Genomic DNA, 17,804 nt, shown 5'->3' on the forward strand with positions numbered 1-17,804 from the left:
CGAGCTGCTCGCGCGACTCAGCTGCCGCGGCTCAGCCGCCGCATGCGCTCGGACGGCGTCACGATGTCGGTGAGGCGGATGCCGAACTTGTCGTTGACCACGACGACCTCGCCTTGCGCGATGAGATACCCGTTGACGAGCACGTCCATCGGCTCGCCGGCCAGCGCATCGAGCTCGATGACGGAGCCCTGGGCCAGCTGGAGGATGTGCTTGATCGGGATGCGGGTGCGGCCGAGCTCGACGGTCAGCTGGACGGGGATGTCCAGGATCATGTTGATGTCGTTGCCGGCGCTCGTCGCCCCCGTGGGCGTGAAGTTCGTGAACGTGGCGGGCGCGACCGGCTCGGCTCGCGCGTCGATCACTTCGGAGGCCGTCGCGGAGCTCGCTTGCTGCTGGGCGAGCGCGGCCTCCCACTCGGCCGCCATGGCGTCTTCTTCGTTCATCGGCTCTTGGGTGTCAGGCGACATGGGACTCTCCCAACCAGCTCATGTCCTGGCCGGTCAGTATGTTCTCGATCTTGATCGCGTACTTGCCGTTGGAGGTGCCGTACTGGCATTCGAAGACGGGCACGCCGTCGACCTTGGCTTGCACCAGCGGCGCCAGGTCGAGCTCGATGAAGTCTCCCGGCTTCAGAGCCAGCAACTGCTCGACGTTCGCCGGTGCCTTGCCGAGCTCGACCACCAGGTCGACTTCCGCGGCCTGGATCTGATGCGTCAGCAGCTTCACCCACCGGCGGTCGGTGCCGACGGAGTCCCCCTGCACGGTGGAGTAGAGCACGTCGCGGATCGGCTCCAGCGTGGCATAAGGGATGCAGAAGTGGATCGTGCCGGCCGTGTCGCCGATCTCGAGGGTGAAGGAGGTGGCGACGATGATCTCGCTGGGCGTGGCGACGTTGGCGAACTGCGGCTGCATCTCGGAGCGCTGGTATTCCAACTCCACCGGGTAGATGCCGTGCCAGGCCTTCTTGTATTCCTCGCGGATGACGTCCACCAGGCGGTTGATGATGCGCTGCTCGGTAGGCGAGAAGTCCCGGCCCTCGATACGCGTGTGGAACTTGCCGTTGCCGCCGAAGAGGGAGTCGATCACTGCGAACACCAGCGTCGGGTCGCACACGATGAGACCGGAGCCCCGCAGCGGCTTGACCGAGACGATGTTGAAGTTGGTCGGCACGACGATCTCGCGCAGGAAGGCGCTGTACTTCTGCACCTTGATGGCGCCGACGGAGATCTCGGGGCTCTTGCGGATGAAGTTGAACAGCCCGATGCGGATGTTGCGTGCGAAGCGCTCGTTGATGATCTCCATCGTGGGCATGCGCCCACGCACGATGCGCTCTTGGCTGGCGATGTCGTAGTCGCGGATACCGCCGACCGGGGCCTCTTCCTGCTCGAGCTTCTGGCTTTCGCCGGTGATGCCTTGCAGGAGGGCGTCGACTTCGTCCTGCGAGAGGATCTGCTGGTTCATCGTCGTCCTCTGGAGGTCGAGGCCTACTGGATGATGAAACTCGAGAAGAGCACCTGGCGCACGGGGTTGTACTCCTCTTTCTTCTTCTTGCGCTTCTTGGGCTGGGGATTCTCGTCGTCGGAGGCGGCTTCCTGGTCTTGCTCGTCTTCGAGCTCGATGCCGAGCGGGCGCACCGAGGCGCGCATGATCTCGCGGGCGAGCTTTTCCTTGCCGGCACGCTCGAGCAGCTCGTCGGACGTCTTGTGCGCGAGCACCATCAGCACGTTGTTGCGGATGGCGGGCATGTAGCTCTTGAGCTTGTCGGCCATCTCGGGGCTGTCCACCTCCAGCGTCACGCCGATCTGCGCGTAGCGCTCGGCGTTCTTGTCGGCCAGGTTGACGGTGAACGGCTCCAGTGAGAGGAAGACCGGCGGTGCGCTCTTGTCCTTCTTGCTCTTGGCCGGGGCTTCGACGACCTCTTCCTCGGTGTCGATCTCCTCGTCGATCTGGGCGTTCTTGCGCATCCACAGCACACCGGCGACGGCCGCGGCGGCAAGCAGCAGCGCCACGACGGCGGCGATGAGGATGAGTTTCTTCTTGCCTGTCTTGGGGGCTTCTGCGGTGGCCGCGGCAGCGCTCATGGTGTGGGTCCGATCTGGTTGAGCCGATTATGGGAAGTCACGGGGTCGCAGAAACGCCGATAAGCAGGCCGTTGAGGGCGTATTCGTCGCCGCGGGCCTGCCGCTGTGGCTGCTTCCCGTTCAGGCATAGAAGTCCACTCCCCCGGCGCGCCAACCGACCGGGCGCGGGGCGGGGGCCGGGCCCGCCTCGACCGCGGCGACTTCGCGCGGTGCCGAGGAGCCCGGGCCCCGGTCGTCACGGTCGTGCGGGCTGCCGGAGCTGCCCTGGAAGACGCCGCCGCCTGCCAGGGTGAAGCCGGCTTGCTGCAAGGTCGCGGCGAGGCTGGAAAGGCTCGACTCGATCGCCGCGCGGGTGACCGCCGAAGCGGCGACGAAATCGATCTGCGCCTGTTGGCCTTGCAGGGCGATCTGTACCTGCAGCGGCCCGAGTTCCGCGGGGTGCAGTTGCAGCCGCGCCTGCTGCACGCCGTCGCGGACCAGGTAGGCCACCTGCGAGGCGAGCGCCTCGCCGAACTCGGGCGACTGCACCGCGGCGGGCACGACCGCTTCGGCCGACGAGGGCAGTGCACGCGCGGCCGCGGCGCCGTGTGCCGGGCCCGCGGTGGGCGCCGCCTGCGAGGGCACGCCCGAGGGCGCTTCGGCGTGGGGCAGAGGGCCGTGCTCGGGCGGCTGCTCCGCACCGGCCAGCGCCTCCACGGCGAGCCGGCCTGCATCCTCTGCGGCGCTCACCTGCTCGACGAAGGCCGGTGCCGTGCCGGAGCCCGCGGGCGCCCCGCGTCCGGCGCCGACGTCGGGCAACTCACGCGGGTCGCGGGCGGTCCGCCCGTCGGGCGGCAGCTCGATGCTCGGGGCCTCGGTCGCTGCCTCAGCAGATGCAGGCGAGGGGGGGGCGGGCGGCGCAGCGTGCGGCGGTGCCGTGAGCCATGCGAGGAACCACGCGGGCGGTTCGGTGGCCGCGGGCTCGGCAAGGCTGCTCTCCGGCTCCCTCTGCGCGGCGCCGGCGGTCTCGGGCGTGCCGGGGCCCTCTTGCTCGGTGGCACGGGGCTGGTCTTGCGGCGACGCGCCGGCGTGCGGCGTCTCGGGTGCATCGCGCGGGGGCTGCGGCGCGGGTGTTGCAGGGGTGCGCGCGGCCTCGGGCGCCGGGGCGGCTGCACGCGCGGGAGCCGGGTCCGCGGCTCGTGCCGCTGCGCGGTGCATGTGCTCGGCAAAGGGCGAGGGCCCGCGGCCGGGGCTGGCGGTCGCGGGCGCCGCAGGCGAAGGGGCCGCGGGGGTGCCCACGGGGGTGAACAGTGCGCAGATCGAAGCGGCGAGGGTCATGGGTGTCGCGTCGTCGAGTGTGCGAGCTCAGGCGGCCAGCGGGGCGATGTCGGCCGCGGCGAAAATGCCGGTCGACTCCAGACGCTGGTTCCACGCCAGGCGGCTGGCCTGTTCGTCGGTGTGCTTCTGCTCGCGGCGCTGGGCGGCCAGGGCCTGCTCGGCGGCGCGCTTTTCCAACAGCTTGTGAATGGCGGCGGCGCGGCGTTCCTGCTCCAGCAGGTGCAGGCGCGCATGCTCGAGCTGCCACTCGGCCTGCTGCACGACCAGCGCCTGCTGCGCGATCGCCTGGTCGAGCCTCGCCATGAAGTCCCGGTAGCAGCGCATGATCTCGACGGTGCCGCGTTGCTGGAACTGCCCGTTCCAGCGCGCGAGGTAGTCGGCGCGGTAGTCCCGCAACTGTTGCGCCTGCAGGCGGTGGCGTTCGAGGGCCTGGGCGGCTTGTTGGCACCGTGCGAGCGCGGCGTCGCGGTCCTTGTCGGCCAGTTCGAGGGCGACGTGGAGGGAGCGGTTGTCCTTCATGGTGCTGTCCTTTGGGCAATCGATCAGCCGTCACCGACGACGGCGCGCATGCGGGCGATGCTCTCGGCGAGGGTCGCGCGCTCGCGCATGTCCTGCTGCAGCAGCGACCGCATCGCGGGGAAGGCCCGCACGGCCGCGTCCAACTCGGCGTCTTGTCCCGGCACGTAGGCGCCCAGTGCGATCAGGTCCCGGCTGCGGTTGTAGCGGGCGTACATCTGCCGGAAGCGTCGAGCCGCCTCCAGGTGCTCCGGCGAGGCGACGTTGTGCATCACGCGCGAGGCCGACTTCTCGACGTCGATCGCGGGGTAGTGCCCGCTCTCGGCGAGCTCCCGGGTCAGGACGATGTGCCCGTCCAGGATGGCCCGCGCCGCGTCGGCGATCGGGTCTTGCTGGTCGTCGCCTTCGCTGAGCACGGTGTAGAACGCGGTGATCGAGCCCACGCCGTTGAGGCCGTTGCCGCTGCGTTCGACCAGCTGCGGCAGCTTGGCGAAACAGCTGGGCGGGTAGCCCTTGGTCGCCGGCGGCTCGCCGATGGCCAGGGCGATCTCGCGTTGGGCCATGGCGTAGCGGGTGAGCGAGTCCATCAGCAGCAGCACGTGGGCGCCGCGGTCGCGGAAGTGCTCGGCGATGGCGGTGGCATAGCTCGCGCCCTGCATGCGCATGAGCGGCGGCGCATCGGCGGGCGCGGCCACCACGACCGAGCGCGCCAGGCCTTCTTCGCCGAGGATGTCCTCGATGAACTCCTTGACCTCGCGGCCGCGCTCGCCGATGAGGCCGACGACGATGACGTCAGCCTGTGTGTAGCGCGCCATCATCCCGAGCAGCACCGACTTGCCAACGCCCGAGCCTGCGAACAGGCCGATGCGCTGCCCCCGTCCGACAGTGAGCATCGAGTTGATCGCGCGCACCCCGGTATCCAGTGCCGTGCGCACGGGGTCGCGGTCCATCGCGTTGATCGGGCGCCGCACGAGCGGTTCGTTGTGCACGGCCTCCAGAGGCCCCTTGCGGTCCATCGGGCGGCCGTGCGAGTCGACCACCCGACCGAGCAGGCCGTCACCCATCGGCAGGTGCAAGCTGCGGTCCTCGCTGCGCCGCCAGGGGTGCGTCGGCTGGCCGAGCCGCGGCGGCACCATGGGACCGGCCAGAGGCACGACCCGCGCGCCGCTGGCGAGGCCGTGCACCTCGCCGGTGGGCATCAGGTAGGCGCGATCGCCGGCAAAGCCCACCACTTCGGCCTGCACCGGGGGCTGCCCGTCCATGCGCACCTCGCACACCGAGCCCACGGGCACGCGCACACCCGCGGCCTCCAGCACGAGCCCCGCGACCTTGACGAGCGTGCCTTGCACTTCCATCGTTTGCGGCGAGCGGGCGAAGGCGCGCAGGTCGTCGAAGTACTGCTGCCAGGCTTGCAGGCCGGAGTCCCTCATGCCTGCTCCTCGGGGGTGGAAGGCGGCTCGCCGGCCCAGGAGGACGTTTGTCCGAGTGCGGCCACGGTATGGCGCCAACGCGTCTCGATCGAGGCATCGATCAGACCGATGTCGGATTCGACGATGCACCCGCCGCGGTGGACGCCCGGGTCGGGCAGCAGGCGGGCATGGCGGGCCTCGATGTCGAGCTGGCCCTGCTCGACGAGCAGCTGATGGTCGTCCGGATGGACGCGGATGCGGATGTGGCGCGCCGAGTGCACGAGCAGACCGAGCGCCTCGTGGGCCACCTGCTCGATCAGTTGCGGCTGGGTGGTGAGCTCGGTGCGCACCACCTGGCGGGCGATGTCGGCCGCCACTTGTGCGAGCGAGGAGGCCAGGTCCTGCTGCAGGGCGTCGAGCTGGGCCTGGAAGCTCGCGACGACCTGGCCCACCTGGGCCGTCACCTGCGCCGCGTAGCTCTGCTTGAAGTTGTCCAGCGCTGCAAGACCGTCGCGGTACCCGTCCTTGTAGCCGGCCTGCCGGGCCTCGCGCAGCTGTTCGGTCAGCAGCGCGGCTGCGGCCTCCGGGGTGGGAGCGGCCTCCTCGGGGCGGGCCTGCGCGGCGCTGTCCGCGCCGTCGAGGGAGCCGGGCGTCCACGCCGAGAACGAGTGCAGCTCCTCGCGCGGGATGAAGCGGCTGTACAGCGTGCGGGCCGCGGTGTTCTTAGACGAAGCTGTCATCGCCGCCCATTCCCAGCACGATCTGGCCTTCGTCGGCCAGACGGCGAACCACCTTCAGCATTTCCTTCTGCTCGGCCTCGACTTCGGACAGACGCACCGGACCGCGGGACTCGAGATCCTCGCGCAGCGCCTCGGCAGCGCGGCTCGACATGTTCGAGAAGATCTTCTCGCGCAGCTCGGGCGAGGCCCCCTTGAGCGCAATGACCAGCGATTCGGTCTGCACTTCCTTGAGCAGCATCTGGATGCCGCGATCGTCGATCTTGAGCAGATCGTCGAACACGAACATGTTGTCCATGATCTTCTGCGCGAGATCGGGGTCGCTCTGGCGGATGTAGTCGAGCACCGAGCTCTCGACGGCGGAGCCCATCATGTTGATGATCTCGGCCGCCGTCTTGGCGCCGCCGAGCGAGGCCTTGCGCAGCTTGTCGCCGCCGGCCAGCACCTTGGACAGCACGTCGTTGAGATCCTTGAGCGCCGAAGGCTGGATGCCGTCGAGGGTGGCGATGCGGATCATCACTTCGTTGCGCTGGCGCTCGGTGAAGTGCTTGAGCACCTGCGACGTCTGGTCGTAGTCCAGGTGCACGAGGATGGCCGCGACGATCTGCGGATGCTCGTTGCGCAGCAGCTCGGCCACCGAGCTCGGGTCCATCCACTTCAGGCTCTCGATGCCGGTGACGTCGCTGCCCTGCAGGATGCGGTCGATGAGCAGGTTGGCCTTGTCCTCGCCCAGAGCCTTGCGCAGCACCGACTTCACGTACTCGTCGGTGTCGCTGACGAGCATGCTCTGCTCGGAGGCATCGGCGGCAAAGCGATCGAGCACTTCCTCCACCCGCTCGCGCGGGATCACCTTCATCTTGGCGATCGTCTCGCCCAGGCGCTGAACCTCCTTGGGCGTGAGATGCTTGAAGACTTCGGCGGCTTCCTCCTCGCCCAGTGACATCAGGAGGATCGCCGAGTCGTGCAGTCCGGCTTCGTCCATGGTGGCTCGTCCGTTGGTGCTCGTGCGGGGCGAGGGGCCGGCCGGTCAGGCCGCCGCCTCCTTGTTCACCCAGTTGCGTACGATGTTGGCGACCGCGGCCGGGTTGTCGCGGGCCAGTTGCCGGGCCGCATCGAGCTTGTCTCCCGACATCGGCGCAGCGAGCAGCGGAACGCCTGCTGAGCCGGTCCCGGCAGCATCGAGTGCGGGCAGCGTCTCGGGGTCGGCGACCACCGCGTCGAGCGCTTGTCCCCCGCGGGCTTGCGCCGGTTGCGCGCTGGCTCGCAGGGCGGGGCGGATCACCGCGAACACCACGACGAGGCCGAGCAGCACGAGCGCCACGGGCAGCGCGAGGTTGCGCAGCAGGTCCAAGGTCTCGCGCTGCTTCCACAGCGGCAGGTCCTCGGGGGCCTCGTCGACCTTGTGCACGCGGAAGGGGGCGTTGATCACCTGCACGGTATCGCCGCGCTCGGCGTTGTAGCCGATGCTCTCGCGCACCAGCGCGGTGAGCTTGTCCAGTTCCTCCTGCGTGAGCGGCGTGGAGGTGGTCTTGCCGTTGGCAGCGGTCGTGACCCGATGGTTGACCACCACCGCGGCAGCGATGCGCTTGATCGTGCCCGTGGCGTTGCGCGTCACGCGCACGGTCTTGTCCACCTCGTAGTTCGTGACGGCGTCGCGCTTGATCGTCGCCGCCGCGCCGCCGCCGGCGTTGGCCGCCTGCAGGGCTTGGGCCGGCCCGTTGATGGGGGCGCTCGGGGGCGCGGGCGGCTGGTTCGAGAGGGCCCCGGGCACGCCGCTCGGCTGGGCGCTGCCGGGCTGGGCCGACTCCGAGGTCTGCATGCTGCGCACGGCCGCGGGTTCGCCCCCCTGGTTCGGCCTGAACTGCTCGGAGGTCGATTCGCTCTGCGAGAAGTCGACGTCGGCCGTCACCTGCGCGCGCAGATTGTCGCGGCCCACCACCGGCTCGAGGATGTCCGCGATGCGGCGGGCGTAGGTGCTCTCGATCTGGGCCACGTACTGCAGTTGCTGGGCGTCCAGCCCCGCACCCTTGTGGCTGCCGTCGGCCGATTCGGTCAGCAGTGCGCCGGTCTGATCCACGACGCTCACGGCCTTGGGAGAGAGGTCCGGCACGCTGGACGACACCAGGTGGACGATGCCGGCGATCTGCGCGCGGTCGAGCGTGCGGCCCGCGTGCAGATGCACGAGCACCGAGGCCGAGGGCTTCTGCTGCTCCCGGAAGAAGCCGTTCTGGTTGGGCAGGGCCAAGTGAACGCGGGCGCTCTGCACGGCAGCCAGCGCTTCGATCGAGCGGGTCAACTCGCCTTCCAGTCCTCGCTGGAACGTCAGCCGTTCCTGGAACTGCGTGATGCCGAAGCGCGCGTTGTCCATGAGCTCGAAGCCCACCGTCGAGCCCTTGGGCAACCCCTGCGAGGCGAGCTTGAGCCGGGCGTCGTGCACCTTGTCGGCCGGCACCAGGATGGCCGTGCCGCCGTCGGCGTGCTTGTACGGCACGTTCATTTGCGAGAGGGACGCGATGATCGCCCCGCCGTCCTTGTCGGACAGGTTGGCGTAGAGCACTTTGTAGTCGGGCCGGGCCGACCACAGCGACAGCGCGACGAGGACGGCCACCAGCGTGGCCACGCCGGCGCCGAGCGCGAGCTTGCGTTGCATGGGCATCGTGCCGAGCTGGACCAGCAGGCCGCGTGCCTCGGGCGCGGCGGCGGGCGTCAGGTTCGGAGACAGGGCGACGGCGTTGTCCATGGGATGGGGTGGGGACCTTGCGGCGTATAGCGGTGGATTATTCGGACCCCACCGCTGCACGAGGGCGCGAAGAAGCGGGCAATCCGCCCCCACTTCGGTGCATCGAGGCCGTCGGCCGGCCGTACGATCACCGCATCCCGGTACTCCCGGTCATCCGCCTTTCACCCGGCCCGAAAGCCATGGACGTTCGATTCAAGCCCTTCAACTTCGAACAGGCCGTCGCCCGCAGTGGAGTCGTTCTGCCGGGCCAGGCGCGCGCCGCCAAGGTGGACGCGGGCGCCACGCAGGTGGGCTTCTCGCAGGCGCTCACCCAGGCGCTCAAATCGGTGAGCCAGGCACAGGCGCAGGCGGCGCAGATGCAGCGTCAGGTCCAGCTCGACGACCCGACCGTGTCCTTGGAAGAGACGATGGTGGCGATGCAGAAGGCGCAGATCGGCTTCCAGGCCGCCGTGCACGTGCGCAATCGCCTCGTGCAGGCATATAGCGACATCATGAACATGAATGTCTGATCGACGCCATCTTCGCCGTCGCCGCGCGGCGGGGAGGGGCGGCGGGGACGTGCCGGGCGGCACGCCCCTCACACAGGCATCCGGAGTCTAGAACCCCAGGCTCGCCAGCAGCTCGTCCACCTGCTCCTGGTTCGCCACCACGTCGGTGCGGCCTTCGGGGTTGACCACCGGGCCGTTCAGGAAGGTCTGCTCGACCTTGTGCACCTGGTCGGGCGGCGCCGTCTTGAGCAGGAGCTTGACGAGCTGGTCCTCGATGTCGGCGGCGAGCGTCACCACCTTCGCGACCACCTGGCCGGTGAGGTCGTGGAAATCCTGCGCCATCATGATCTCGGTGAGGTGCCGGTCCATGCGGGCCGTGCTCGCCTCGACGTCGCCGACGAAGTTCATGACCGCGCCCGAGGCCACCGCGCGCACGGGGTCGGCCACGATGGCCCGGGCGATGCGCCGCGTCTCCTGCGTGATGTGGTCGTGCTCCGCCTTGGCCTGGTCCACCAGGTTCAGGACCTTTTCGGCCGCCTCGCCCGTCTTCTGCGCGATGTAGTTCAGCCGGCTGCGCGCGTCGGGCAGCTTGTCGGCGATCTGCCCGAGCTTGGGGGCGAAGCCCAGCTGCTGCAGCGTGTCGTGCAGTTGGCGAGCCATCTCGCCGATCTGCTGATAGACCTCGGGGCTGGCGCTCGCGCCGCCTTGTTGTTGTGTGTCGTGCGTGCTCATGCTGCCCCCGCTCACTTGCCCAGCTTCTGCATGATCTTCTGGACCTTCTCTTCGAGGGTGGCTTTCGTGAAAGGCTTCACGATGTAGCCGGCGGCGCCGTCCTGGGCGGCACGGATGATGTCTTCCTTGCGGGCTTCGGCCGTCACCATCAGCACCGGGAGGTGCTTGAGGCCCTCGTCCGCCTTGATCGCGCTCAACAGCTCGAAGCCGTTCATGTTGGGCATGTTGATGTCGCTGACGACGAAGTCGAACTTGGCGCTTTTCAGCATCTGCAATGCCACCGCCCCGTCTTCGGCCTCCTCCACGTTGTTGTAGCCGATCTCTTTCAAGAGACCGCGCACGATGCGGCGCATGGTGGAGAAATCGTCGACGACCAGGAACTTCGTGTCGGCTGCGGTGCTCATGAAGGCATCCTCGGGAGAATGTGCAATCGTGGCTGTTATCGGCGGTTCGCGCCCGGACTTGAGGCCCCGACGTCGAGTGCTCGCTCCACGGACGGGCCGCTGCCCGCTTCGACGTCGCCGCCGCGTTCGAAGCGCTCCTCGGCGTCGCGGTTCATAACGATGATGCTGATGCGGCGGTTGACGGGGTTCAGCGGGTTCTCGGCGTCCAGCAGCGAGCTGGAGGCGAGCCCCACCACGCGCACCACCTGCCCCTCACGCAGGCCGCCCGCGATCAGCTCGCGCCGCGAGGCATTGGCGCGGTCGGCCGAGAGCTCCCAGTTGCTGTAGCCGCGCTCGCCGCTGCTGTAGGGGGCGGCATCGGTGTGGCCGGCCAGGGTGATCTTGTTGTTCGTTTCACCGAGCACCTTGCCGATCTCGCGCAGGATGTCGCGCATGTAGTCTTTCACCAGGGCGCTGCCGGTGTCGAACATCGGGCGGTTGTGCTCGTCCACGATCTGGATGCGCAGGCCGTCGGCCGTGATGTCGATGCGAATCTGCGACTTGTACTGCTGCAGGCGCGGGTGGTTGGTGAGCGCCGAGTCGAGCCGGCGCCGCAGGCCCTCCAGCCGCTCGGCCTCGGCGCGGCGCGCCGCGTCCTTGAGCGCCTGCAGGTTGATCGTCTTGCGCTCGGCCTCGATGTCGCCCTTCTTCACCTGGCCGTTGGTGCGGCTCAAGTCCAGGCCACCGCCCTTGATCACGTGCGAGGAATCGCCCGTGCCGCTTCCGCCGCCGAGCAGGGAGACCTTCAGCGGCGAGTTGAAGTAGTCGGCGATCCCCTTGCGGTCGCCCTCGCTGGTGGAGCCCAGCAGCCACATCAGCAGGAAGAACGCCATCATGGCCGTCACGAAGTCGGCATAGGCGATCTTCCACGCACCCCCATGGTGACCGTGCGCGGCCTTCTTGACCCGCTTGACGATGATGGGCTGGAGCTTCTTCGAGTCGCCGGCCATGTGCGTGTCCCGGCCCCGTCAGGCCTTCTTGCCCTTCACGTGTCCCTCGAGCTCCGAGAAGGTCGGGCGCTCAGTGGAGTAGAGCACTTTGCGGCCGAACTCGACCGCGACCTGGGGCGCGTAGCCCTGCATGCTGGCGAGCAGCGTGGTCTTGATGCACTGCAGCTCCTTGGTGGACTCGTCGTTCCTCTGCTCGAGCAGGCCCGCCAGGGGCTCGACGATGGCATACGCGAGCAGAATGCCCAGGAAAGTGCCGACCAGGGCGGAGCCGATCATGGCCCCCAGGACGGCCGGCGGCTGGCCGACCGAGCCCATGGTGTTGACCACGCCCAGCACGGCGGCCACGATGCCGAAGGCGGGCAACCCGCCCGCGACGCGCTGCAGGGCGGCCGCCGGTGCGTGCGCCTCGTGGTGGTGCGTCTCGATCTCGCTGTCCATGAGCGTCTCGATCTCATGGGCGTTGAGGTTGCCCGAGACCATCATGCGCAGGTAGTCGGTGATGAACTCGACCACGTGGTGGTCGTTGCCGACGGTGGCGTACTTCTGGAACAGCGGCGACTCGTGAGGCGCATCGACGTCCTTCTCGATGGCCATCAGCCCTTCCTTGCGAGCCTTCTGCAGGATGTCGTAGAGCAGGGCCATCAGCTCCATGTACCGGGCCTTCGTGTATTTGGAGCCCTTGAGCAGCTTGGGCAGCGCCCTGAACGTGGCCTTGAGCACCTTCGGCTGGTTGTTGACGACGAAAGCACCGAAGGCGCCTCCGCCGATCACCATCAGCTCCGTCGGCAGGGCCTGCAGGATCACGGCCATATTTCCGCCGTGGATGATGAAGCCGCCGAAGATGCTCCCCAGCGCCACGATGTAGCCGATGATGACGAACATGTGAGGTTCTTCTGCTGTTCGATGGGGCCGCAGACGCCGCCGCGGCAGGTTCCTACCGGGCTATATCGGCGTGAACGCCGGGCGCTTGAGGCATCAACGCACGCTTCAGGGCTTGTCCTGCGCCATCAGGCGGCGACGGCGTTGGGTGAGGTCCACGTAGCGTTGCAGGGCACGCAGCGCCTCCCCCGACAGGCGCTCGATCTCGCACCCCAGTCGCACGCCTTGGGCGTCTTGGTTGATGGCGGTCACATGCACCACGCGCACCGAGGCGGTGAAACGGGTGTCGGCATCCAGGTCGATCAGCACGTCATGGAGGAGGGTGCCGGGGTGCAGGGGCGGGACGTCGTGCGGCAACAGCAGGGCCAGGCCTGCGACGCTCACGTCGAGCACGCGAAGCTCCAGCAAGGCGCCTGCCTCGGGATGGCTCAGCTTCGCGGTGGGCGGTGCACCGAGCAGGGGCCGCACCCGGTAGCTGCCGCGCCTCTGGAAGCGGAACAGCTCCTGAGGCAACGTGCAGTTGAGCGCGCTCTGGCCGCCCGCGCCGTGCACATGGACGAGGCCCTCGACGTCGAACTGAACCTTCACGCTGTCGAGGTAGCCCACCGCGACCGCGTCGTCGGCGTCGAGCACCTGCTCGAGCTGGTTGTCGAGGCGGTCGGCCGAGAAGCGGAGCACCTTACGGGAGCGGTCCACCTCCCACAAGGTCGTCGTGTACGAGGCCCCGCGCGGGGTGGCGATGGTCAGGAGCACACGTGCCTCCACCATCTGCCGCAGCAGGGCCAGGATCTCGAACGGGTCGGCGATACGGAAGTCGTCGAGGCTCGACCGCTGCTGCGGCTCGTCCGGCAGCGGCATCGGCATCGTCTCCATCTCGGGCTCCGTGCACCGGGCTGCGCCCGGTGCTAAGGCGTCAATGCAACTGGCGGGGCGATCCGGCCAGCAGGCGATCCAGATCTTCGAGCCACGGCTCGGCCAGGTTGCGGATCTTGGCGTCGTTCTCGAGGATGCGCTTCATGATGCGCGTCTTGAGACGGGTCTCCTCCGGGCGCAGGGCGCGCTGCGAGGCGGCATGCTTGAGCTGGGAGATCAGCACCGCACACGCCCCCTCCAGCCGGACGACACTGTCCCAATCGCCGTCGCGCGCGGCTTGCAGCATCTGCTCGCTGGCGCGCTCGATGGCTTCGTAGTAGTCGAGCAGGGCCTTGTCGTCCATGACGTTCTCCAGGGTGTCCCCGGGGTGGCGGGCAATGGCGGTCATGGCGCTCCTCACTTGCGGCCGGCGGCCGGTTGGATGGCAAGCCAGGCGTCGCGCACGTTGCCGAGGAGTTGGTGGCACTCCTGGAGAGTCCGGTCGTCGTTGCGCAGGTTGGCGTGCGTCAGGCGCGCGTTGATGTAGGTGTACAAGGTATTCAGGTTGGCCGCCAGTTCGCCGCCGGCCTGCTGGTTGAGGGCCGCGCGCAGTCCTTCCTCCACGATGCGCGTAGCCTTGCCGATGGCTTTGCCCTTGGCCGCCACGTCGCCGCGCTGCAGGGCACCGCGAGCCGTGACGATCGCCTCCAGCGCGCCATCCAGCAGCATCAGCACGAGACGGTGCGGGTCGTTCGTAGCCACCCCGGTTTCCACTTGGACCGAGCCGTAGACGGAAGCGTTGCTCTTGAAGGGTGCGAACATGGTCATGTCACTCGTTGTTCAACCGGCACCCTGGTTATCGGCCACTCACCTGCCCGGCTTGAGGGCAATTTGGAGGGCGGTGAGGTTCCGTCCAGCAGACCCCCGAGCGCGAGCTGCGCCCCGCCCGCGGGCCGGGGCGCGCGCCTGAGGGCGAAACGCGAGGGGGCGCCCGGAAGTCCCGAAATGAGGGCGAACGGGCAACCCGAAGACGCTACTTGCTGCCCGATGCCTTGGCGAGCGCGGCCATCTGCTGCTGCACGTAGCTGGCCAGGCCATTGAGCTGGCCGACGCTGCTGTCGAGCGCCGTGTACTGGCGCAGCAGGCGCTTTTCGATGAGCGCCACGCGATCCTCGTAGCGCTCTTGCTGGTCGTTGTTGCGCTTGATCGCGTCGCGCAAGCCCTGGGTGCGCGTGGTCACCATCCCTTCGGAGCCGGTGGCCAGAGCGGTGAACTTGCGGAACTTGACGGCGAAGCCCTCGTTCGAGGGGTTGGCCTCGTCGACGGCCGAGAACGCCTTGGCCACCTCGCTCGGGTCGGCGAGCGCGGCGTCGAGCTTGGTGCTGTTGACCTTGAGCGTGCCGTCGCTCTGAACTTCGAGGCCGAGGTTGGACAGCCGAGGATACGTCGCGGAGGCCCCGCTCGTCTCGCGCAGCAGGCTGCGAAGCTGATTCTGCAGCATCACCGCGCTGCGGTCGCCCTGCAGAGCGCCGCCCTTCTTCGTCGTGGCGTCGTACTTGGTCTGATCCGCCAGGTACTTGGCGATGTCGTTGTAGGCGCTGACGAAGCTGTCGATGGCTTTCTTCTGCGCCTCGGTGTCCGGTGCGACCTTGACCTCCACCGTCGAGGCGGTGGTCTTCGACAACGTGAGTTTCAGTCCCTCGACCACGCCATCGAGGACGTTCGAGGACGATTGAACCTGCAGACCGTTCACGATCGCGATGGCATCGCGGCCCGCCAGCGTCTGCGTCATCTGGCCCGTCGCGGTGGCCGGGTCGTACGCCAGCGCGGACAAGCCGTTGGCGTCGGCGGAGTTGCCGTCGTCGTCCGTGACCGTGAGGCGCACGGAGCTTTGCTCACCGGTGAGGTTGGAGCGTACGACGAGCCGGGCTCCCGACGCGTCCTTCACGATCGTGGCGGTCACGCCTGCGTTGGCCGCATTGATCTTGGCTCGGATGCTCTCCAGCGAATCCTCGCCGGGGCCGATCGTGACGTCCACCGGGGTGGAGCCGGACTTCGGAGTGAAAACGGTCTGGTCGGCGTTCCAGCCCCCGAGCTCGATGCGCAGGGTGCCTGTGCCGACGGAGGTCGTCGAATCCAGGTACGCCTTGGACGCAAGCGAATGCGCTTGCGCCAACTGCGTCACCTGGATCGCATAGCTGCCGGCCGCGGCGCTGGACGAGGCCGAGGCCGACACCGAAGCGGCGTCGGACGAGGAGGCGGAGCTCTCTTTCCAGAAGCTCGACTGCGCGAGCCTGGCAGCCGCCGATTGGAGGTTCGACAGGTAGCTCTGCAGCAACCCGAACGAGGACAGCTGCGTCTGCAGCTTGCTGGCCTGCGACTGGAGCAACTCGATCGGCTTGCGCTCCAGCGCCACCAGCTTGCTGACGATCGCGTTGACGTCCAGCCCGGAGCCGAGTCCGGGAGAGGAGATGGTGGCCATGGCGTGGTGTCACCCCGGAGTTGAGATCGAGATATCGGCTGGGCGGAAGGGAACTTGAGCCCCTCCCGCCGGGGTCCGCGCCGCCGTGGCGGGCACGTCGCTCAGCCCTGCAGGAGCTTCAGCACTTGCTGCGGCAACTGGTTGGCCTGCGCGACCATCGCGGTGCCGGCCTGCTGCAGGATCTGGGCGCGCGAGAGGTTGGCGGTTTCGGCCGCGAAGTCGGCGTCCATGATGCGGCCGCGGGCGGCGGCCTGGTTCTCGACGCTGACCTGCAGGTTGGCGATCACGGCCTCGAAGCGGTTCTGCGTCGCACCCCAGATCGAGCGCTGGGAGTTGATGGCGTCCAGCGCGGTGTCGATGTCGGCGATGACCGCGTCGATCGCGGTGCCGGCCACCGGCGTGGTGGAGCTGGTGTCGCCGATGATGGCGGTGCTGGTCGTCACGTCGGTGATGGCCGGATCCACATTGAGCGCGGTCGAGCCGAGGGTGACGGTCACCCGGTCGTTGGTGGTCGTGCCCGCACCTACCTGGAACTCGAGCGTCCCGGTCTGGGTGAAGATCGTCTGCCCGTTGAAGGTCGTGCCGCCCAGAACGCGGGAGATCTCGTTCTGGAGCTCCTTGAATTCGTTCTGCAGCGAGTCCTGGTCCTTCTCGGTGTTGGTCGCATTGCGCGCCTGGATCGCCAGTTCGCGCATGCGCTGGAGCGCGTCGCCGATCTTGGACAGAGCGCCTTCGGCCACCTGCGCGTACGAGATCCCGTCGTTGGCGTTGCGGATGGCGACGTTCATGCCCCGCACCTGCGCGTTCATGCGCTCGGCGATGGCCAGGCCGGCCGCATCGTCCTTGGCCGAGTTCACGCGCAGGCCGGAAGACAGGCGCGCCATCGACGTCTTGAGCGAGTTCTGGGAGCTGTCGAGGCTGCGCTGGGCATTCAGCGACACGATGTTGGTGTTGATGGTCTGCGGCATACGCGCTCTCCTTGTCGAAGCATCAAAGGACTGACTCCGGCATGAGAGCCGGCTCTACCTGGACGGTAGGCCGATTCTGGAAGCTGCGCGCGCCCGGCGAAGCCGTGAATAAGCAGGGAAACGGGCGGTAGTTTTCCCCTGCCGCCAAGCACGACGCCCGGCCGGGGCCGGGCGCTCGGGGGTGTGTCGAGTGCACCTCCCAGCTGGGGTGAGCCCCGGCTGGGAGGCGGTGTGCGGCATCAGCGCAGCAGGCTGAGCACTTGCTGGGGCAGCTGGTTCGCCTGCGCGATCATCGCGGTGCCGGCCTGTTGCAGGATTTGGGCGCGCGACAGGTTGGCGGTCTCCGCGGCGAAATCGGCGTCCATGATGCGACCACGCGCGGCGGCCTGGTTCTCGACGCTGGTCTGCAGGTTGGCGATGACGGCCTCGAAGCGGTTCTGCGTCGCACCCCAGATCGAGCGCTGCGAGTTGATCGTGTCGATGGCCGCATCGATGTTCGCGATCACTGCATCGATCGCGGTGCCCGCCACGGCGGTGGTCGAGCTCGTGTCGCCGATGATGGCCGTGCTGGTGGTCACGTTGGTGATGCTGCTGTCCGCGTTCAGCGCGGTCGAGCCGAGAGAGACACTGACGCGGTCGTTGCTGGTCGTGCCCGCGCCCACCTGGAATTCCAGGCTGCCGGTCTGGGTGAAGATCGTCGTGCCGTTGAAGGTTGTGCCGCCCAGCACGCGCGAGATCTCGCTTTGCAGTTCCTTGAACTCGTTCTGCAGAGAGTCCTGGTCCTTCTCGGTGTTGGTCGCGTTGCGGGCCTGCACGGCCAGCTCACGCATGCGCTGCAGCGCATCACCCACCTTGGAGAGCGCGCCTTCGGCAGTTTGCGCGTACGAAATGCCGTCGTTGGCATTGCGGATGGCGACGTTCATGCCCCGCACCTGCGCGTTCATGCGCTCGGCGATGGCCAGGCCGGCTGCGTCGTCCTTGGCGGAGTTGACGCGCAGGCCCGAAGACAGGCGAGCCATCGACGTGGCCAGCGACGACTGAGAGTTGGTGAGACTGCGCTGCGCGTTCAGCGAGACGATGTTGGTATTGATGGTAGCGGGCATGGTCTGCTCCTATCACTTTCAGTAAACCCGGCATGCGCCGGTGCCGAATCAAGACGGTTTCCCGTCCCTATTCCTGCCGCGGTGCAAGCACCACGGCCACCGCCCGA

The 17,804-nt window shown here is 68.2% G+C and carries 20 protein-coding genes; 1 reads left to right on the forward strand and 19 read right to left on the reverse strand.

Annotated features, from left to right (window positions below):
• Positions 1-17 precede the first annotated feature (17 nt).
• The 9 genes from fliN to fliF all read right to left on the reverse strand — a co-directional run bounded on the left by fliN (position 18) and on the right by fliF (position 8,800).
• Positions 18-467, reverse strand: a complete 450-nt coding sequence (gene fliN / locus OMP39_RS03885) for a flagellar motor switch protein FliN (RefSeq protein WP_264893481.1) — start codon at positions 465-467, stop codon at positions 18-20.
• The gene (fliM, locus tag OMP39_RS03890) at positions 457-1,461 is read right to left on the reverse strand and encodes a flagellar motor switch protein FliM (RefSeq protein ID WP_264893482.1); all 1,005 of its coding nucleotides are present in this window, start codon (positions 1,459-1,461) and stop codon (positions 457-459) included. Before fliM ends, fliN begins: the two co-directional genes overlap by 11 nt.
• 23 nt (positions 1,462-1,484) lie before the next feature.
• Positions 1,485-2,081: a flagellar basal body-associated FliL family protein gene (locus OMP39_RS03895; RefSeq protein WP_264893483.1), complete on the reverse strand. Its 597-nt coding sequence runs from the start codon at positions 2,079-2,081 to the stop codon at positions 1,485-1,487.
• A gap of 120 nt (positions 2,082-2,201) precedes the next feature.
• Positions 2,202-3,398 (reverse strand): flagellar hook-length control protein FliK, encoded by a 1,197-nt coding sequence (locus tag OMP39_RS03900; protein WP_264893484.1) that lies wholly within the window; start codon positions 3,396-3,398, stop codon positions 2,202-2,204.
• Positions 3,399-3,425: 27 nt separating this feature from the next.
• The gene (gene fliJ / locus OMP39_RS03905; protein ID WP_264893485.1) at positions 3,426-3,917 is read right to left on the reverse strand and encodes a flagellar export protein FliJ; all 492 of its coding nucleotides are present in this window, start codon (positions 3,915-3,917) and stop codon (positions 3,426-3,428) included.
• A 23-nt stretch (positions 3,918-3,940) separates the two neighbouring features.
• Positions 3,941-5,344 carry a flagellar protein export ATPase FliI gene (gene fliI / locus OMP39_RS03910; protein WP_264893486.1) on the reverse strand — a complete coding sequence of 468 codons (1,404 nt, stop codon included), beginning with the start codon at positions 5,342-5,344 and terminating at the stop codon, positions 3,941-3,943.
• Positions 5,341-6,063, reverse strand: a complete 723-nt coding sequence (locus OMP39_RS03915; protein ID WP_264893487.1) for a FliH/SctL family protein — start codon at positions 6,061-6,063, stop codon at positions 5,341-5,343. Before OMP39_RS03915 ends, fliI begins: the two co-directional genes overlap by 4 nt.
• Positions 6,047-7,042: a flagellar motor switch protein FliG gene (gene fliG, locus OMP39_RS03920; protein WP_264893488.1), complete on the reverse strand. Its 996-nt coding sequence runs from the start codon at positions 7,040-7,042 to the stop codon at positions 6,047-6,049. The genes OMP39_RS03915 and fliG overlap by 17 nt, the downstream gene beginning before the upstream one ends.
• Positions 7,043-7,087: 45 nt before the next feature.
• A complete protein-coding gene (fliF, locus tag OMP39_RS03925; RefSeq protein ID WP_264893489.1) occupies positions 7,088-8,800 on the reverse strand; it encodes a flagellar basal-body MS-ring/collar protein FliF in 1,713 nt (570 codons plus the stop codon).
• Between the two features lie 179 nt (positions 8,801-8,979).
• Here fliF and fliE point away from each other — a divergent pair, with 179 nt between their 5' ends.
• On the forward strand, positions 8,980-9,309 hold the full coding sequence (fliE, locus tag OMP39_RS03930; protein WP_264893490.1) for a flagellar hook-basal body complex protein FliE: 330 nt from the start codon (positions 8,980-8,982) through the stop codon (positions 9,307-9,309).
• A gap of 87 nt (positions 9,310-9,396) precedes the next feature.
• Here the strand turns inward: fliE and OMP39_RS03935 are convergent, their stop codons facing one another.
• The 10 genes from OMP39_RS03935 to OMP39_RS03980 form a co-directional block, all read right to left on the reverse strand.
• Complete coding sequence (locus OMP39_RS03935) at positions 9,397-10,020, reverse strand: protein phosphatase CheZ (RefSeq protein ID WP_264893491.1); 624 nt, start codon at positions 10,018-10,020, stop codon at positions 9,397-9,399.
• An 11-nt stretch (positions 10,021-10,031) separates the two neighbouring features.
• A complete protein-coding gene (cheY, locus tag OMP39_RS03940) occupies positions 10,032-10,424 on the reverse strand; it encodes a chemotaxis response regulator CheY (RefSeq protein WP_264893492.1) in 393 nt (130 codons plus the stop codon).
• Positions 10,425-10,459: 35 nt separating this feature from the next.
• Entirely contained in the window at positions 10,460-11,413 is a 954-nt protein-coding gene (gene motB / locus OMP39_RS03945) for a flagellar motor protein MotB (protein WP_264893493.1), read from the reverse strand.
• Between the two features lie 18 nt (positions 11,414-11,431).
• Entirely contained in the window at positions 11,432-12,295 is an 864-nt protein-coding gene (gene motA, locus OMP39_RS03950; protein ID WP_264893494.1) for a flagellar motor stator protein MotA, read from the reverse strand.
• A 105-nt stretch (positions 12,296-12,400) separates the two neighbouring features.
• On the reverse strand, positions 12,401-13,165 hold the full coding sequence (locus OMP39_RS03955; RefSeq protein WP_264893495.1) for a flagellar brake protein: 765 nt from the start codon (positions 13,163-13,165) through the stop codon (positions 12,401-12,403).
• Between the two features lie 40 nt (positions 13,166-13,205).
• Complete coding sequence (locus tag OMP39_RS03960) at positions 13,206-13,553, reverse strand: flagellar protein FliT (RefSeq protein WP_264893496.1); 348 nt, start codon at positions 13,551-13,553, stop codon at positions 13,206-13,208.
• 8 nt (positions 13,554-13,561) lie between these two features.
• A complete protein-coding gene (gene fliS / locus OMP39_RS03965; protein ID WP_264893497.1) occupies positions 13,562-13,972 on the reverse strand; it encodes a flagellar export chaperone FliS in 411 nt (136 codons plus the stop codon).
• Positions 13,973-14,177: 205 nt separating this feature from the next.
• A complete protein-coding gene (fliD, locus tag OMP39_RS03970; protein ID WP_264893498.1) occupies positions 14,178-15,626 on the reverse strand; it encodes a flagellar filament capping protein FliD in 1,449 nt (482 codons plus the stop codon).
• 101 nt (positions 15,627-15,727) lie between these two features.
• The gene (locus OMP39_RS03975; RefSeq protein WP_264893499.1) at positions 15,728-16,594 is read right to left on the reverse strand and encodes a flagellin N-terminal helical domain-containing protein; all 867 of its coding nucleotides are present in this window, start codon (positions 16,592-16,594) and stop codon (positions 15,728-15,730) included.
• A 239-nt stretch (positions 16,595-16,833) separates the two neighbouring features.
• The gene (locus tag OMP39_RS03980; protein ID WP_264893500.1) at positions 16,834-17,697 is read right to left on the reverse strand and encodes a flagellin N-terminal helical domain-containing protein; all 864 of its coding nucleotides are present in this window, start codon (positions 17,695-17,697) and stop codon (positions 16,834-16,836) included.
• Positions 17,698-17,804 lie beyond the last annotated feature (107 nt).

Source organism: Schlegelella aquatica (genome assembly GCF_026013905.1).
In the GTDB taxonomy this organism is placed as follows: Bacteria; Pseudomonadota; Gammaproteobacteria; order Burkholderiales; family Burkholderiaceae_C; genus Caldimonas; species Caldimonas aquatica.

Bases quoted from the DNA above. Each gene is read 5' to 3' on its own strand.
- fliN (WP_264893481.1), bottom strand. From the start codon at position 467: ATGTCGCCTGACACCCAAGAGCCGATGAACGAAGAAGACGCCATGGCG.
- fliM (WP_264893482.1), bottom strand. From the start codon at position 1,461: ATGAACCAGCAGATCCTCTCGCAGGACGAAGTCGACGCCCTCCTGCAA.
- OMP39_RS03895 (WP_264893483.1), bottom strand. From the start codon at position 2,081: ATGAGCGCTGCCGCGGCCACCGCAGAAGCCCCCAAGACAGGCAAGAAG.
- OMP39_RS03900 (WP_264893484.1), bottom strand. From the start codon at position 3,398: ATGACCCTCGCCGCTTCGATCTGCGCACTGTTCACCCCCGTGGGCACC.
- fliJ (WP_264893485.1), bottom strand. From the start codon at position 3,917: ATGAAGGACAACCGCTCCCTCCACGTCGCCCTCGAACTGGCCGACAAG.
- fliI (WP_264893486.1), bottom strand. From the start codon at position 5,344: ATGAGGGACTCCGGCCTGCAAGCCTGGCAGCAGTACTTCGACGACCTG.
- OMP39_RS03915 (WP_264893487.1), bottom strand. From the start codon at position 6,063: ATGACAGCTTCGTCTAAGAACACCGCGGCCCGCACGCTGTACAGCCGC.
- fliG (WP_264893488.1), bottom strand. From the start codon at position 7,042: ATGGACGAAGCCGGACTGCACGACTCGGCGATCCTCCTGATGTCACTG.
- fliF (WP_264893489.1), bottom strand. From the start codon at position 8,800: ATGGACAACGCCGTCGCCCTGTCTCCGAACCTGACGCCCGCCGCCGCG.
- fliE (WP_264893490.1), top strand. From the start codon at position 8,980: ATGGACGTTCGATTCAAGCCCTTCAACTTCGAACAGGCCGTCGCCCGC.
- OMP39_RS03935 (WP_264893491.1), bottom strand. From the start codon at position 10,020: ATGAGCACGCACGACACACAACAACAAGGCGGCGCGAGCGCCAGCCCC.
- cheY (WP_264893492.1), bottom strand. From the start codon at position 10,424: ATGAGCACCGCAGCCGACACGAAGTTCCTGGTCGTCGACGATTTCTCC.
- motB (WP_264893493.1), bottom strand. From the start codon at position 11,413: ATGGCCGGCGACTCGAAGAAGCTCCAGCCCATCATCGTCAAGCGGGTC.
- motA (WP_264893494.1), bottom strand. From the start codon at position 12,295: ATGTTCGTCATCATCGGCTACATCGTGGCGCTGGGGAGCATCTTCGGC.
- OMP39_RS03955 (WP_264893495.1), bottom strand. From the start codon at position 13,165: ATGGAGACGATGCCGATGCCGCTGCCGGACGAGCCGCAGCAGCGGTCG.
- OMP39_RS03960 (WP_264893496.1), bottom strand. From the start codon at position 13,553: ATGACCGCCATTGCCCGCCACCCCGGGGACACCCTGGAGAACGTCATG.
- fliS (WP_264893497.1), bottom strand. From the start codon at position 13,972: ATGACCATGTTCGCACCCTTCAAGAGCAACGCTTCCGTCTACGGCTCG.
- fliD (WP_264893498.1), bottom strand. From the start codon at position 15,626: ATGGCCACCATCTCCTCTCCCGGACTCGGCTCCGGGCTGGACGTCAAC.
- OMP39_RS03975 (WP_264893499.1), bottom strand. From the start codon at position 16,594: ATGCCGCAGACCATCAACACCAACATCGTGTCGCTGAATGCCCAGCGC.
- OMP39_RS03980 (WP_264893500.1), bottom strand. From the start codon at position 17,697: ATGCCCGCTACCATCAATACCAACATCGTCTCGCTGAACGCGCAGCGC.